General features: G+C 69.3%; 12 protein-coding genes and 1 pseudogene. 11 read left to right on the top strand and 2 right to left on the bottom strand.

Annotation, left to right across the window (positions count from 1 at the left end; translation table 11 throughout):
- The 4 genes and pseudogenes from ACT80S_RS00425 to ACT80S_RS00410 all read left to right on the top strand — a co-directional run.
- Nucleotides 1-905, top strand: a pseudogene (locus ACT80S_RS00425) (peptidoglycan-binding protein); the annotation flags it as partial.
- Nucleotides 906-916: 11 nt separating this feature from the next.
- Entirely contained in the window at nucleotides 917-1,642 is a 726-nt protein-coding gene (locus tag ACT80S_RS00420; RefSeq protein ID WP_377411338.1) for a general secretion pathway protein GspB, read from the top strand.
- A 6-nt stretch (nucleotides 1,643-1,648) separates the two neighbouring features.
- Nucleotides 1,649-2,074, top strand: a complete 426-nt coding sequence (locus tag ACT80S_RS00415; protein ID WP_377411335.1) for a bactofilin family protein — start codon at nucleotides 1,649-1,651, stop codon at nucleotides 2,072-2,074.
- A gap of 37 nt (nucleotides 2,075-2,111) precedes the next feature.
- Nucleotides 2,112-3,815 carry a thiamine pyrophosphate-binding protein gene (locus ACT80S_RS00410; RefSeq protein WP_377411333.1) on the top strand — a complete coding sequence of 568 codons (1,704 nt, stop codon included), beginning with the start codon at nucleotides 2,112-2,114 and terminating at the stop codon, nucleotides 3,813-3,815.
- 182 nt (nucleotides 3,816-3,997) lie between these two features.
- Here ACT80S_RS00410 and ACT80S_RS00405 read toward each other — a convergent pair whose 3' ends face one another.
- Nucleotides 3,998-4,546, bottom strand: a complete 549-nt coding sequence (locus ACT80S_RS00405) for an SWIB/MDM2 domain-containing protein (RefSeq protein ID WP_377411330.1) — start codon at nucleotides 4,544-4,546, stop codon at nucleotides 3,998-4,000.
- Between the two features lie 176 nt (nucleotides 4,547-4,722).
- Complete coding sequence (locus tag ACT80S_RS00400) at nucleotides 4,723-5,628, bottom strand: DMT family transporter (protein ID WP_377411327.1); 906 nt, start codon at nucleotides 5,626-5,628, stop codon at nucleotides 4,723-4,725.
- A 271-nt stretch (nucleotides 5,629-5,899) separates the two neighbouring features.
- Here ACT80S_RS00400 and aceA point away from each other — a divergent pair, with 271 nt between their 5' ends.
- The 7 genes from aceA (at nucleotide 5,900) to pheT (ending at nucleotide 14,360) form a co-directional block, all read left to right on the top strand.
- Nucleotides 5,900-7,225 (top strand): isocitrate lyase, encoded by a 1,326-nt coding sequence (gene aceA / locus ACT80S_RS00395; RefSeq protein WP_377411324.1) that lies wholly within the window; start codon nucleotides 5,900-5,902, stop codon nucleotides 7,223-7,225.
- Nucleotides 7,226-7,488: 263 nt separating this feature from the next.
- Nucleotides 7,489-9,396 (top strand): threonine--tRNA ligase, encoded by a 1,908-nt coding sequence (gene thrS / locus ACT80S_RS00390; protein ID WP_377411321.1) that lies wholly within the window; start codon nucleotides 7,489-7,491, stop codon nucleotides 9,394-9,396.
- Nucleotides 9,397-9,423: 27 nt separating this feature from the next.
- Nucleotides 9,424-10,023, top strand: coding sequence for a translation initiation factor IF-3 (gene infC, locus ACT80S_RS00385; protein ID WP_377412594.1), 600 nt, complete (start codon nucleotides 9,424-9,426; stop codon nucleotides 10,021-10,023).
- A gap of 161 nt (nucleotides 10,024-10,184) precedes the next feature.
- Entirely contained in the window at nucleotides 10,185-10,388 is a 204-nt protein-coding gene (gene rpmI, locus ACT80S_RS00380) for a 50S ribosomal protein L35 (protein ID WP_013519334.1), read from the top strand.
- A 25-nt stretch (nucleotides 10,389-10,413) separates the two neighbouring features.
- Complete coding sequence (gene rplT / locus ACT80S_RS00375) at nucleotides 10,414-10,773, top strand: 50S ribosomal protein L20 (protein WP_377411317.1); 360 nt, start codon at nucleotides 10,414-10,416, stop codon at nucleotides 10,771-10,773.
- Between the two features lie 101 nt (nucleotides 10,774-10,874).
- Nucleotides 10,875-11,921, top strand: coding sequence for a phenylalanine--tRNA ligase subunit alpha (pheS, locus tag ACT80S_RS00370; protein WP_377411314.1), 1,047 nt, complete (start codon nucleotides 10,875-10,877; stop codon nucleotides 11,919-11,921).
- A 21-nt stretch (nucleotides 11,922-11,942) separates the two neighbouring features.
- Nucleotides 11,943-14,360, top strand: a complete 2,418-nt coding sequence (gene pheT, locus ACT80S_RS00365) for a phenylalanine--tRNA ligase subunit beta (protein WP_377411311.1) — start codon at nucleotides 11,943-11,945, stop codon at nucleotides 14,358-14,360.
- Nucleotides 14,361-14,384 lie beyond the last annotated feature (24 nt).

Genomic DNA, 14,384 nt, shown 5'->3' with positions numbered 1-14,384 from the left:
CCCCCCCCCCGCGCCGGGGCCTGGCCCGGCTGGCCGCGTGGCTGCCTGCGGGGCCGCCTGCGCCCCTGCGGCAGGCCGGCCTCGCGCTGGGCCTCGCCGCTGCGGCGGTGGTGGCCGCCGTGGCGGGCGGTGTCGCGGCCGGTGCCGCCGGGTGGTGGGCAGCGGATGCGCCGCGTGGCCCCGGGGCCGCGCGCGGCGTGCGCGGCGGGGGCAGCGACGCGGCGGGCGGCGCCTGGGATGCCGGTGCGCGCGCCGTCCTGGCCGTGGCGCCGGGTCCCGGGCCGAGCAACCGGGAGGCTGCGGTGTCCCCCTCGGCCCTGCTGCTGCGGGACCACGCGGTCGCCTGGCGCGAGCTCGCGCGCGAGTGGCGGGCGGACCTGCCGGCGCAGGGCGACCCCTGCGCCGGGGTGGCCGCCGAGCAGCTTCGCTGCTTCACGCTGCCGGGGGCCAGCCTGGGCCTGATCCGCCAGCTCGGGCGACCGGGCATCGTGACCCTCGACGCGGCGACCGGCCGGCCCGCCTACGCGCTCCTGGTGGGGCTCACCGACGACAGCGCCACGCTGCGCGCCGGCGGCGTGGAGCAGACCGTCACGCTGCGCGCGCTGGCCACCCGCTGGCAGGGGGGCTGGTCCACCCTCTGGCGCGGTCCGCCCGGATATTCCGGCCGTGCGGCCGACCTGGACGAGGGCCCGGTCGTGACCTGGGCCTCCAGCCAGCTCGCGCGCGGCGAGCCGGGCGGGCGGGCCGAGGCGGTCGTCACGCAGGAGCGGGCGTTGCGCGGCCGCCTGCGCACCTTCCAGGTGGCCCAGGGGCTGCCGGCCACCGGCCGGCTCGATCCCCTGACCTTCATGCAACTCAATCGCGCCGCGGGCATCGACGAGCCGCGCCTGCGCACGCAACCCTGAGCGGGGCGGCCATGTCGTTCATCCTCGAGGCGCTGCGCCGCGCCGATGCCCAGCGCGAGGCCGACCCGGCCCGCGGGATCCACGCCCGCCCGCTGCCGCCGCGCGACGACGACGACAGCGACGACGACAGCGCCGCGTCGGCGCGCGCGCCGCTGGCCCGCCGGCTGCTGCCCTGGGCCGTGGTGCTGGTGCTGGTCCTGGCGGCGCTCGTGGCCTGGCGCGAGCTGCGGCCGCACGAGGCGGTGACCCGCTGGGCCGAGCGGGTCGCGCCGCTGGAGGCCCGGGCGGTGCGGGTCCAGGCGGGCCCGGAGGGGTCCGCCGGACCCGCCCACGCGATCCTGCCGCCGCCCGAGGCCGACCCGCCTGCTCGACGCACGGCGCGCGCGCCGGCCGGGGTCCCCGTGGCCGCCCCGGCCGTCGTGCGGGCCGCGGCGCGTGCGGCGGCGGGCACGGGATCACCCGTGGCATCGCGCGGCGCGTCGCCCCCCGCAACCTCCGCCGAGACACCCGCTGCGGTACGAAGCGCAGCACCCGGCCGCGGCCTGCCCGATGACGCGCCCCGGCTCGCCATCACCGGAGGTGTCCACTCGGCGAACGCGGCGCAGCGCATGCTGGTCGTGAACGGCCAGGTGGTGGGCGAGGGCGCCGAGCCCGCGCCGGGGCTGCAGGTCGAGGAGATCGGCGCGGGTGCCGCGGTCCTGCGGTGGCGCGGGCGCCGCTACCAGGTGGGGTATTGAATCGCCATGGCCCTGCAGCCCGCCCTCCATGCCGGCATTCGCCGCGCCCCCGCGCCCACGGCCACGCCCGACGGCGAGGGCCGGCTCGTGGTCGGCGCGCGGGTGCGCGCCAAGTGCGCCGAGGTGCACGAGTGCGACAGCCTGCTGGTCGAGGGCACGCTCGAGGCCGACCTGTCGGTGCGGCTGCTGCGCATCGCCGAGCGCGGCACCTTCAAGGGGTCGGCCGAGGTCGAGCAGGCCGAGGTGCGTGGCAGCTTCGAGGGCCGCCTCACCGCGCGCGACAAGCTGGTCGTCCATGCCACCGGCCGCGTGGGCGGCCAGGTCCGCTACGGCAAGCTGGTGATCGAGGAGGGCGGCAGCGTCAGCGGCGAGCTGTCGGCACTCGAGCCGGGGGCTGCGCCGGCGACAGGGGCGGGGGAGGGCGGCGGCTAAGATCATCCGCCTCGAAGTCCCCACGTTCCTCGCCTGCATGACCACGACCCCCGCATCCCCCACCCTCGCCGGCCACCTGCTGGTCGACTGCCTCGTCGCCCAGGGCGTGACCCATGCCTTCGGCGTGCCCGGCGAGAGCTTCCTGGCCGTGCTCGACGGCTTCCACGCGCACCGCGAGCGCATCCAGTTCATCGTCAACCGGCACGAGGGCGGCGCGGCCTTCATGGCCGAGGCCGTCGGCAAGCTCACCGGCCGCCCGGGCGTGTGCTTCGTCACCCGCGGTCCCGGCGCGACCAACGCCTCCATCGGCATCCACACCGCGTTCCAGGACTCCACCCCGATGGTGGTCTTCGTCGGCGACGTCGCCAGTGACCAGCGTGACCGCGAGGCCTTCCAGGAGGTGGACTTCTGCAGCTTCTTCGGCCCGAGCACCAAGGGCATGGCCAAGCGCGTCGAGCGCATCGACGACGCGGCGCGCATCCCCGAGTACGTCTCCCGCGCCTTCGCCACCGCCATGAACGGCCGCCCCGGCCCGGTGGTGCTGGTGCTGCCCGAGGACATGCTCACGCAGCAGGTGCAGGCCCGCGCGCTGCCCCGCGTGGAGGCGGTCGAGGCCTGGAGCGACCCGGGCGCGCTGCGCCGCCTGCGCGAGATGCTCCTGGCGGCCCGCAAGCCCTTCGTCATCGCCGGCGGCGGCGGCTGGACGCCGCAGGCCGCGCAGGCGCTGCAGCGCTTCGCCGAGAACTGGAAGCTGCCGGTCGGCAACGCCTTCCGCTTCCAGGACACCTTCGACAACGACCACCCGCAGTACGCCGGCGACGTCGGCATCGCCATCAACCCCAAGCTGGCCGCGCGCATCCGCGAGAGCGACCTGGTCATCGCCATCGGGCCGCGCCTGGGCGAGATGACCACCGGCGGCTACACGCTGCTCACGCCGCCCAAGGCGTCGCAGACGCTGGTCCACATCCACGCCAGCGCGGAGGAACTCCATCGCGTCTACCAGGCCGACCTCGCCATCCAGGCCAGCATGAGCGCGGCGGCGCGCTCGCTCGAGGTGCTCACCGCCCCGCCCGAGCTGCCCTGGGCGGAATGGACCGCCGCGGCCCATGCGGACTACCTCGGCAACCTGCAGCCGCAGGCCCTGCCGGGCGACATCGACATGGCGGCCATCATGGGCGTCGTGCAGAGGCTGCTGCCGCGCGATGCGGCCGTCACCAACGGCGCCGGCAACTTCGCCACCTGGCTGCACCGCTTCTACCGCCACCCGGGCCTGGCGCGCGGCCACAAGATCCAGCTCGCGCCCACCAGCGGCGCCATGGGCTACGGGGTGCCCGCGGGCATCGCCGCCAACCTGGTGACCGGCCGCACCGCCTTCACCATCGCCGGCGACGGCGACTTCCTCATGAACGGCCAGGAGCTGGCCACGGCGACGCAGTACGGCGCCAAGTCGATCATCGTCATCCTGAACAACGGCATGCTCGGCACCATCCGCATGCACCAGGAGCGCGAGTACCCCACGCACGTGCAGGCCACCGGCCTGGTCAACCCGGATTTCGTCGCGATGGCGCGGGCCTTCGGCTGGGCGGGCGAGCGGGTGGAGCGCACCGGGCAGTTCGAGCCGGCGCTGCGCGCGGCGCTGGACCGGCGCGAGGGCACGGTGATCGAGGTGATGCTGGACCCCGAGGTCCTGACCACCCGCGGCACGCTCAGCGCGCTGCGCGAGGCGGCGCTGAAGCGCTAGGGTATGTCATCGGATTCCCCGGGCCCGGGGAATTCGATGACACACCCTAGTCCTTTCGGTGGGGGCGCGCCTCGCGCGGCCCCTGCGAAACAGCAATGAAAAAGGGCCCCGTGGGGCCCTTTTCGACGTGTGGCGCGAGGCAAAAAGCCCCGTGGGGCCCTTTTCGTCGTGCAGCGCGAGGCTTACTTGACGTGCTTGCCGATCAGGCCAGCCATCTCGAACATCGAGACCTGGGCCTTGCCGAACAGCTCCTTGAGCTTGGCATCGGCGTTGACCATGCGCTTGTTCACGGCGTCCTGCAGCTTGTTCTTCTTGATGTAGGCCCACAGCTTCGAGACGATCTCGGTGCGGGGCAGGGGGTTGCCACCCACCACGGCGGCCAGGGCGGCGCTGGGGGTCAGGGGCTTCATGAACGCGGCGTTCGGGGTGCGCTTCTTGGCGGGGGCCTTCTTCGCGGCAGCCTTCTTGGCGGGAGCGGCCTTCTTGGCGGGAGCGGCCTTCTTGGCAGCGACCTTCTTCGCGGGAGCGGCGGCCTTCTTGGCCGGAGCGGCCTTCTTCGCGGGGGCGGCGGCCTTCTTGGCGGCGACCTTCTTGGCCGGGGCTGCAGCCTTCTTGGCCGGGGCGGCCTTCTTCGCGGCGGGCTTCTTGGCCGGAGCCGCCTTCTTGGCGGGGGCGGCGGCCTTCTTCACGGGAGCGGCTTTCTTTGCCGCGGCTTTCTTCGCAGTTGCCATGATCGAAATTCCTTCTAGAAGTTGATTGATCACCACAGCGGACGCGAGTCCCCGATGGCATTTCGAATGCTAAGGGAGAAAAAACGCGTTTCCAAGCGAAAACAGGCTTTTTTCATTGGGAGATGTCGTTTTTTTTCATTGGTGCGACACCGTGTTTTCCCTCTGGAGATGAGCCGCTAACGACGCCCGCTGGCCGTCGCCAGCACCACCCCGGCGAGCGATACCGCGAGGGCCAGCAACTGGGCCGCGCCCATCGGCTCGCCCAGGGCGAGCACGCCCACGAGCGCGGCGGACACCGGCAGCATCACGGTGAACACGCCGGCCTTCGCGGCGGGTACGGTGCGCAGCCCCGTCATCCACAGCCACACGGTCCACACGCTGGCCGCCAGCCCGTAGAACACGAGCAGGGCCCACTGGCCCGGCGTGACGCGGGCGAAGTCGAACGACAGCGCTTGCCACAGCCCGAAGGGCGTGACCAGCGCAAGGCCCCAGAGGTTGATCAGGGCGGTGATGCGGCGCGGCCCCAGCGCGCCGGTGAGCGACTTGCCGATCACCGCGTAGGCGGCCTCGCACAGCACGGCGCCGAACACCAGCAGGTTGCCCAGCCAGGCCTGCGGCCCCGCGGCGGCGCTGCCGGCGGGCTGCCGTGCCAGGGCGAGCAGGGCGATGCCGGCCGCGGCGCAGGCGATCGCGGCCGCCGTGCTTCGCGTGATGCGCTCGCCGAGGAAGACGCGGCTCAGGAGAGCCACCACCGCGGGGATCGCGGCCATGATCACGCCGGCCGAGACCGCGCTGGTCATGCTCACGCCGAACAGCATGCACACCGAGAAGAGGAAGTTGCCGAGAAAGGACTCGAGGAACACGAGGGCCCGCGTGCGCGGCGTCATCGGCGGTTCCGAGGCCGGGCGCGGCACCCAGTGCCACATGGCCAGCGCCCCGATGCCGAAGCGCAGCCACGCCAGCAGCATCACCGGGAAGGCCGCCACGAGCGGGCGCGACAGCGCGACATAGGCGCCGACCAGCGCCATGCTCAGGGCGAGGCAGGCGTAGGCGACGGGGCGTGGGGGGCGGCGCGTGCTCATGCGGTGCCGATCATGCCTGCGCGCAGGGGCGCATTTCAGATCTTGGCAGGCGTTTCGCATCGTGAGAAATGAGTGATGGTGCGCCGCCGCAATTTTTCTCAATATAAGAAGTTGCATTCCGTATTGAGGAATGTGATATGCAAGTCATTGATTTTCAATGAAAAAATATTTTGTCTTGTATAAGACATAAGAGATTGGTCAAGTCTTCTACAAGACTTAGAGTGGATCCCAGCGATTCACTCATTCCAACCATCTCATCAAGGAGCGTTTCATGACCCACTGGACCCACCTGACCCGTGAACAGCAGATTGCCCAGCTCGAAAAGGACTGGGCCGAGAACCCGCGCTGGAAGGGGATCAAGCGCGGCTACTCCGCGGCCGACGTGGTGCGCCTGCGCGGCTCGCTCCAGATCGAGAACACGCTGGCCCGCCGCGGCGCCGAGAAGCTCTGGGACCTGGTCAACGGCGGCGCGGCCAAGGGCTACGTGAACGCCTTCGGCGCCATCACCGCCGGCCAGGCCATGCAGCAGGCCAAGGCCGGCCTGGAGGCCGTGTACCTGTCCGGCTGGCAGGTCGCTGCCGACGGCAACACCTCCGAGACCATGTACCCCGACCAGTCGCTGTACGCCTACGACTCGGTGCCCACCATGGTCCGCCGCATCAACAACACCTTCAAGCGTGCCGACGAGATCCAGTGGTCGCGCGGCATCGGCCCTGGCGACAAGGACTACATCGACTACTTCCTGCCCATCGTGGCCGATGCCGAAGCCGGCTTCGGCGGCGTGCTCAACGCCTACGAGCTGATGAAGAACATGATCGCCGCCGGCGCCGCCGCTGTTCACTTCGAGGACCAGCTGGCCGCGGTGAAGAAGTGCGGCCACATGGGCGGCAAGGTGCTGGTGCCCACGCAAGAAGCCTGCGAGAAGCTGATCGCCGCGCGCTTCGCCGCCGACGTGATGGGCGTGCCCACCATCGTGCTGGCCCGCACCGACGCCGAGGCCGCGAACCTGCTCACCTCGGACCATGACGCCAACGACAAGCCGTTCCTGACCGGCGAGCGCACCCAGGAGGGCTTCTACCGCGTGAAGAACGGCCTGGAGCAGGCGATCAGCCGCGGCGTGGCCTATGCCGACTACGCCGACCTGGTGTGGTGCGAGACCGGCACGCCCGACCTGGGCTTCGCCCGCGAGTTCGCCCAGGCCGTGCATGCCAAGCACCCCGGCAAGCTGCTGTCGTACAACTGCTCGCCCTCGTTCAACTGGCGCAAGAACCTCGACGACAAGACCATCGCCGAGTTCCAGGAGAAGCTCTCCGAGATGGGCTACAAGTACCAGTTCATCACCCTGGCCGGCATCCACGTCAACTGGTACAACACCTTCAAGTTCGCCCACGCCTATGCCCGCGGCGAAGGCATGAAGCACTACGTGGAGATGGTGCAGGAACCCGAGTTCAAGGCGCGCGAGCAGGGCTACACCTTCGTGTCGCACCAGCAGGAAGTCGGCGCCGGCTACTTCGACGACGTGACCACCGTGATCCAGGGCGGTTCGTCCTCCGTGAAGGCCCTGACCGGCTCCACCGAGGAAGAACAGTTCCACTGATTTCCAAGGAGTCCGCCTGAGGCGGCGAGGAGACATGCCCGCCGGCGTCCTGCCGGCGGGCTTTTTCCATGCGGCGGTTAAAATCCGGCGTCTCCAATCCACAAGGGCGAGAAAGGCACACCGGTTATGACACCGCGAACTACGCACGAGGACACCATCTCCTGATGGCGGCCTAGTCGCGTTCGTCCGGTCCACCGGGCCCCCAAACAAAGCGCGGCACCCGACCGCGCTTTTTCTTTTCTCCCCCGAAGCACCTGAACACCATGATCCAAGTCACGCTCCCCGACGGCTCCAAACGCGACTACCCCGGCCCGGTCACGGTGGCCGAGGTCGCCGCCTCCATCGGCGCCGGCCTGGCCAAGGCCGCCCTGGCCGGCAAGGTCGACGGCAAGGTCGTCGACACCAGCTTCGTGATCGACCACGACGCGCCGCTGTCCATCGTCACCGCCAAGGACGCCGACGGCCTGGAGGTGATCCGCCACTCCACCGCCCACCTGCTCGCGTACGCGGTCAAGGAGCTGTTCCCCGACGCGCAGGTCACCATCGGCCCGGTCATCGAGCACGGCTTCTACTACGACTTCTCGTACAAGCGTCCCTTCACGCCCGAGGACCTGGCCGCCATCGAGAAGCGCATGTCCGAGCTGGCCGCGAAGGACGAGCCCGTGGTGCGCCGCGTGCTCCCGCGCGACGAGGCCGTGGCCTACTTCAAGGGCATCGGCGAGCACTACAAGGCCGAGATCATCGCCAGCATCCCCGCCAACGAGGACGTGAGCCTGTACCGCGAGGGCGCCTTCGAGGACCTGTGCCGCGGCCCCCACGTGCCCTCCACCGGCAAGCTCAAGCACTTCAAGCTGATGAAGGTGGCCGGCGCGTACTGGCGCGGCGACCACCGCAACGAGATGCTCCAGCGCGTCTACGGCACGGCCTGGGCGAGCAAGGAGGACCTGCAGCAGTACCTCACGATGCTGGAGGAGGCTGAGAAGCGTGACCACCGCAAGCTGGGCCGCGAGCTGGACCTGTTCCACATCGACGACCACGCCCCTGGCGTCGTCTTCTGGCACCCCAAGGGCTGGACCGTGTGGCAGGAGGTGGAGCAGTACATGCGCCGCGTCTACCGCGACAACGGCTACCAGGAGGTCAAGGGCCCGCAGCTGCTGGACAAGACCCTGTGGGAGAAGACCGGCCACTGGGACAAGTACCGCGAGAACATGTTCACCACGGAGTCGGAGAAGCGTGACTACGCGCTCAAGCCGATGAACTGCCCCGGCCACATCCTGATCTTCAAGCAGGGCGTCAAGAGCTACCGCGACCTGCCGCTGCGCTACGGCGAGTTCGGCCAGTGCCACCGCAATGAGCCCACCGGCGGCCTGCACGGCATCATGCGCGTGCGCGGCTTCACCCAGGACGACGGCCACATCTTCTGCACCGAGGACCAGATCCTGCCCGAGTGCCTGGCCTACACCGCGTTGCTGCAGAAGGTCTACCAGGACTTCGGCTTCACCGACATCATCTACAAGGTCGCCACGCGTCCCGAGAAGCGCATCGGCTCCGACGAGAGCTGGGACAAGGCCGAACACGCCCTGATGGAGAGCCTGCGCGCGTCGGGCTGCGAGTTCGAGATCGCCCCCGGCGACGGCGCCTTCTACGGCCCCAAGATCGAGTACACGCTCAAGGACGCCCTGGGCCGCCACTGGCAGTGCGGCACCATCCAGGTCGACTTCTCCATGCCCGAGCGCCTGGACGCCGAATACGTGGGCGAGGACGGCAACCGCCACCGCCCCGTGATGCTGCACCGGGCCATCGTCGGCAGCATGGAGCGCTTCATCGGCATCCTGATCGAGCAGCATGCCGGGGCGCTGCCCACGTGGCTGTCGCCGGTGCAGGTGGCGGTGCTCAATATCACCGACTCCCAGGCCGAATACGCCCGGGAAGTGGCCAAAACGCTGCAAAATCAAGGGCTTAGGGTCGAGCTGGATCTGCGTAACGAGAAAATTACGTATAAAATCCGGGAGCATTCGCTGCAAAAGCTGCCGTACATCCTCGTCCTGGGCGACAAGGAGAAGGCCGCAGGCGCAGCCGCCGTGCGCGCCCGGGGCAACCAGGACCTGGGTGCGATGCCGATCGAAGCGTTCATCGAACGCATCCGCGACGACATCGCCCACAAGCGCTGAACCCATTGATTTTTTGAGGAAGCCACCATCGCTACTGATTTCCGCGACCGTCGCCAACGCGAGGAACGCAAGCACCGCCTGAACCGTGAAATCATGGCCCCGGAAGTCCGTCTTTCCGGGCCGGAGAACGAGCCCCTCGGCATCGTCAGCCTGCAGGAAGCCCTGCGCATGGCCGGCGAGCTGGACGTGGACCTGGTCGAGATCGCTGCCACCGCCAACCCGCCGGTCTGCCGGCTGATGGACTACGGCAAGTTCAAGTACCAGGAACAGAAGAAGGCGGCCGAAGCGAAAGCCAAGCAAACGGTCATCGAGATCAAGGAAGTCAAGTTCCGCCCGGGCACCGATGACGGTGACTACAACATCAAGATGCGCAACATCCGGCGCTTCCTGGCGGACGGTGACAAGTGCAAGATCACGCTGCGCTTCCGCGGCCGCGAGATCACGCACCAGGAACTGGGCATGGCGCTCCTGAACCGCATCCGGGACGACCTCGCCGACACCATCGTCGTCGAGCAGTTCCCGAAGCTGGAAGGCCGGCAGATGATCATGATGATCGCGCCGGGCAAGAAGAAGCCGGCGCCGGCTGCGAAGCCGGCCCCCGAAGCCCCGCAGGGCGCTTCGGCTTGAAGGTGGGCGGCGCCCCAGGGCGCCGCAGCCTGATCCGCAAGGATCCACAGAGTTAGTCGCCCCGGGGTTGGTCGCCCCGAGGCAACAAGTGGCTCGGGGCCCTCAAGTCCCTGGAAAGTTTCCGGGGCGCCTCACGAGCACAACCAAGAAGGAGCAGTCACATGCCCAAGATGAAGACCAAGAGCAGCGCGAAGAAGCGTTTTCGCGTTCGTCCCGGTGGCACCGTCAAGCGCGGTCAAGCCTTCAAGCGTCACATCCTGACCAAGAAGACCACCAAGAACAAGCGTCAGCTGCGCGGTGCCGTTGCCGTCCATGAGACCAACATGGGTCACATGGCGCAGATGCTCCCGTTCGCCGGCCTTTGATCAACTGACGAACAAGGAGTAACACATGCCTCGCGTCAAACGTGGTGTCACCGCTCGCGCCCGCCACAAGAAAGTTCTCGCCCTGGCCAAGGGCTTCCGTGGCCGTCGTGGCAACGTCTTCCGCATCGCCAAACAGGCGGTGATGAAGGCGGGCCAATACGCCTACCGTGACCGCCGCGCCAAGAAGCGCGTCTTCCGTCAGCTGTGGATTGCGCGTATCAACGCCGCCGCGCGTGAACTGGGCCTGACCTACAGCCAGTTCGCCAACGGCATCCGCAAGGCCGGCATCGCCATCGACCGCAAGGTCCTGGCCGATATCGCCGTCCATGACAAGGCCGCCTTTGCCGGCATCGTGGAGCAAGTCAAGGCCAAGCTGGCGGCTTGAGTTCACGTTCGGCGCTGATGCCTTCGGGCATGGGTGCCGGTCGCAACCAACCTGGACAGGGCTAGGGCTTGCAAGGCACTAGCCCTGTTTTTTTCTCTCCCATGAGCAACGAACTCGATTCCATCGTCGACGCCGCGCAGTCGGCCTTCGCCGCCGCCGCCACCCCGGCCCAGCTGGAGGATGCCAAGGCGCAATTCATCGGCAAGTCCGGCCGCATCACCGAGCTGATGAAGGGCATGGCTGCCCTGAGCGTCGAGGAGAAGAAGACCCGGGGCGCCGCCATCAACCAGGCCAAGCAGGCCATCGAGGCCGCGCTGAACGCCCGCCGCCAGGCCCTGGCCGATGCCGAGCTGCAAGCCCAGCTCAAGGCCGAGGCCCTCGATGTCACGCTGCCCGGCCGTGCCCGTGAGCCCGGCGGCCTGCACCCGGTGAGCCTCACGATGGAGCGCATCGAGCAGATTTTCGCCAGCATGGGCTTCGACGTGGCCGATGGCCCCGAGATCGAATCCGACTGGCACAGCTTCACCTCGCTGAACAACCCGCCCAACCACCCGGCGCGTTCGATGCAGGACACGTTCTACGTGGACCTCAAGGGCGAGGACGGCATCCCCTACAACCTGCGTCCGCACACCAGCCCGATGCAGGTGCGCTACGCGCATGCCCACATCAAGAAGCATGCGGGCAAGGCTGAACTGCCGGAAATCCGCGTGATCGCCCCCGGCCGCACCTACCGCGTGGACAGCGATGCGACGCACTCGCCCATGTTCCACCAGTGCGAAGGCCTCTGGCTGGGCCGCAACGTGAGCTTCAAGGACCTGAAGGTCGTCTTCACGAACTTCTGCCGCACCTTCTTCGAGAGCGACGACCTGAAGCTGCGCTTCCGCCCCAGCTTCTTCCCGTTCACCGAGCCCAGCGCCGAGATCGACATCCAGTTCCAGAGCGGCCCGCTGGCCGGTCGCTGGCTCGAGGTCGCGGGCTCCGGCCAGGTGCACCCGAACGTGGTGCGCAACATGGGCCTGGACCCCGAGCAGTACATCGGCTTCGCCTTCGGCATGGGCCCGGACCGCCTGACCATGCTGCGCTATGGCGTGAACGACCTGCGCCTGTTCTTCGACGGCGACGTCCGCTTCCTGCGCCAGTTCCGTTAACCCGATTCCGACCACACCAAGATGCAATTCCCCGAGTCCTGGCTGCGCGCGTTCTGCAACCCGCCGCTGTCCACCCAAGAACTCGCCGACACGCTGACCATGGGCGGCCTCGAGGTCGAGGACCTGCGCCCCGTCGCGCCCCCGTTCACGAAGATCGTGGTCGGCGAGATCAAGGAAGCCGTCCAGCACCCCAATGCCGATCGCCTGCGCGTGTGCCAGGTCGACGTGGGGCAGGGCGCCCTGCTGAACATCGTCTGCGGCGCGCCCAACGCCCGCGCCGGCATCCGCATCCCCTGCGCCCTGGTGGGCGCCGAGCTGCCCCCCGGCGAGGACGGCAAGCCGTTCCAGATCAAGCTGGGCAAGCTGCGCGGCGTCGAGAGCCAGGGCATGCTGTGCTCGGCCCGCGAGCTGCAGCTGTCCGAGGACCATGGCGGCCTGCTGGAGCTGGCGGCCGATGCGCCCATCGGCGAGGACATCCGCAAGCACCTGAACCTGGATGACACGCTGTTCACCCTCAAGCTCACGCCCAACCTGGCCCACGCCCTGAGCGTGTACGGCGTGGCGCGCGAGCTGTCGGCCCTGACCGGCGCACCGCTGCTGACGCCCGCGATCGAGCCCGTCAAGCCGGCGCATGACGGCCATGTGAAGGTCAAGGTGACCGCGCCCGACCTGTGCGGCCGCTTCACCGGCCGCGTGCTGCGCAACGTGAACACGAAGGCGAAGACGCCGCAGTGGATGGTGGACCGCCTGGCGCGCTGCGGCCAGCGCAGCGTGACCGCGCTGGTGGACATCTCGAACTACGTGATGTTCGAGTACGGCCGCCCGACCCACATCTTCGACCTGGACAAGATCCACGGCTCGTTGCACGTGCGCTGGGCCCGGGCCGGCGAGCAGCTCAAGCTCCTGAATGGCAACACCGTGAGCCTGGACGAGAAGGTCGGCGTGATCGCCGACGACGTGCAGGTCGAGTCCCTGGCCGGCATCATGGGCGGCGACTCCACCGCCGTCTGCGACGACACGCGCCACGTGTATGTCGAGGCCGCCTTCTGGTTCCCCCAGGCCATCCAGGGCCGCTCGCGCGGCTTCAACTTCTCCACCGACGCCGGCCACCGCTTCGAGCGCGGCGTGGACCCGAGCCTGACGGTGGAACACGTCGAGCACATCACCCGCCTGGTGCAGGAGATCTGCGGCGGCGAGGCAGGCCCGATCGACGACACCGTGGTCGGCCTGCCCGAGCGCACGCCCGTCACGCTGCGCGCCTCGCGCGCCGCCAAGGTGATCGGCATGCCGCTCACGGTCGAACAGTGCCGCGGGGCCCTGGCCCGCCTCGGCCTGGAGGTCGCCGTCGACGGCGACCTCCTCACCGTCACGCCGCCACCGCACCGCTTCGACCTCGCCATCGAGGAGGACCTGATCGAGGAAGTGGTGCGCATCATCGGCTACGAGAACCTGCCGACCACGCCGCCGCTGGCCCCCATCGTGGCGCGCCCGGCGACCGAGTCGCGCCGCAGCCGCTTCGCCGTGCGCCGCCTGCTGGCCTCGCTGGGCTACCAGGAAACCATCAACTTCAGCTTCGTCGAGGAAGCGTGGGAGCGAGACCTCGCCGGCAACGCCAACCCGGTCAAGCTGCTGAACCCCATCGCCAGCCAGATGTCGGTCATGCGTTCGTCGCTGGTCGGCTCGCTGCTGCAGGTGCTGCGCCACAACCTGGACCGCAAGGCCGACCGGGTGCGCGTGTTCGAACTGGGCCGCGTCTTCCTGCGGGACGACGCTGTCACCACGACGGACACCACCGTGCGCGGCGTGCGCCAGCCGATGCGCGTGGCCGGCCTGGCCTATGGCCCGGTGGACGGCCTGCAGTGGGGCCGCAAGGGCCAGGGCAGCGCCGACTTCTTCGACCTCAAGGGCGACGTCGAGACGCTACTGTCCCCGCTGCAGGCGCAGTTCCGCGCCACCGAGCACCCCGCGCTGCACCCCGGCCGCTGTGCCAGCATCTGGGTCGACGGCGTCGAGATCGGCGTGCTGGGCGAGCTGCATCCGCGCTGGCGCCAGCAGTGGGAGCTGCCCGGCGCCCCGCTGGTGTTCGAGCTGGACCTCGACGCCGTGCTGGTCCGCCGGCAGGCCGCCTTCGAGCCGGTGCCGCGTTTCCAGCCCGCCGAGCGTGACCTCGCGGTGATCGTGGCCGATGCCGTCACGCACGACGCGCTGATGGCCGCCGTGCGCGGCGCCGACACCGGCGGCCTGCTGCGCGACGCGATGCTGTTCGACCTGTACAAGCCGCAGCAGGCCCAGGGTGGACTGGCCACGGGCGAGAAGAGCCTGGCCGTGCGCCTGACGCTGGCCAGCCCCGTCGCCACGCTGACCGACGAACAGATCGAGGCGGCCGTCAAGGCCATCGTGGACAACATCGCCCGCGCCACGGGCGGCCGACTGAGGTGAATCGCGCCATGACCGAACTCACCA

The organism is Ramlibacter sp. MAHUQ-53 (assembly GCF_052600055.1).
The sequence above is the reverse complement of the archived record's forward strand: the minus strand, read 5'-3'. Positions and strand labels throughout refer to the sequence as shown.

Excerpts from the sequence above, each read along its gene's own strand:
- ACT80S_RS00405 (WP_377411330.1), bottom strand. The coding sequence starts at position 4,546 with ATGGCAACTGCGAAGAAAGCCGCGGCAAAGAAAGCCGCTCCCGTGAAG.
- rpmI (WP_013519334.1), top strand. The coding sequence starts at position 10,185 with ATGCCCAAGATGAAGACCAAGAGCAGCGCGAAGAAGCGTTTTCGCGTT.
- aceA (WP_377411324.1), top strand. The coding sequence starts at position 5,900 with ATGACCCACTGGACCCACCTGACCCGTGAACAGCAGATTGCCCAGCTC.
- pheS (WP_377411314.1), top strand. The coding sequence starts at position 10,875 with ATGAGCAACGAACTCGATTCCATCGTCGACGCCGCGCAGTCGGCCTTC.
- ACT80S_RS00410 (WP_377411333.1), top strand. The coding sequence starts at position 2,112 with ATGACCACGACCCCCGCATCCCCCACCCTCGCCGGCCACCTGCTGGTC.
- pheT (WP_377411311.1), top strand. The coding sequence starts at position 11,943 with ATGCAATTCCCCGAGTCCTGGCTGCGCGCGTTCTGCAACCCGCCGCTG.
- ACT80S_RS00400 (WP_377411327.1), bottom strand. The coding sequence starts at position 5,628 with ATGAGCACGCGCCGCCCCCCACGCCCCGTCGCCTACGCCTGCCTCGCC.
- ACT80S_RS00415 (WP_377411335.1), top strand. The coding sequence starts at position 1,649 with ATGGCCCTGCAGCCCGCCCTCCATGCCGGCATTCGCCGCGCCCCCGCG.
- ACT80S_RS00420 (WP_377411338.1), top strand. The coding sequence starts at position 917 with ATGTCGTTCATCCTCGAGGCGCTGCGCCGCGCCGATGCCCAGCGCGAG.
- rplT (WP_377411317.1), top strand. The coding sequence starts at position 10,414 with ATGCCTCGCGTCAAACGTGGTGTCACCGCTCGCGCCCGCCACAAGAAA.
- thrS (WP_377411321.1), top strand. The coding sequence starts at position 7,489 with ATGATCCAAGTCACGCTCCCCGACGGCTCCAAACGCGACTACCCCGGC.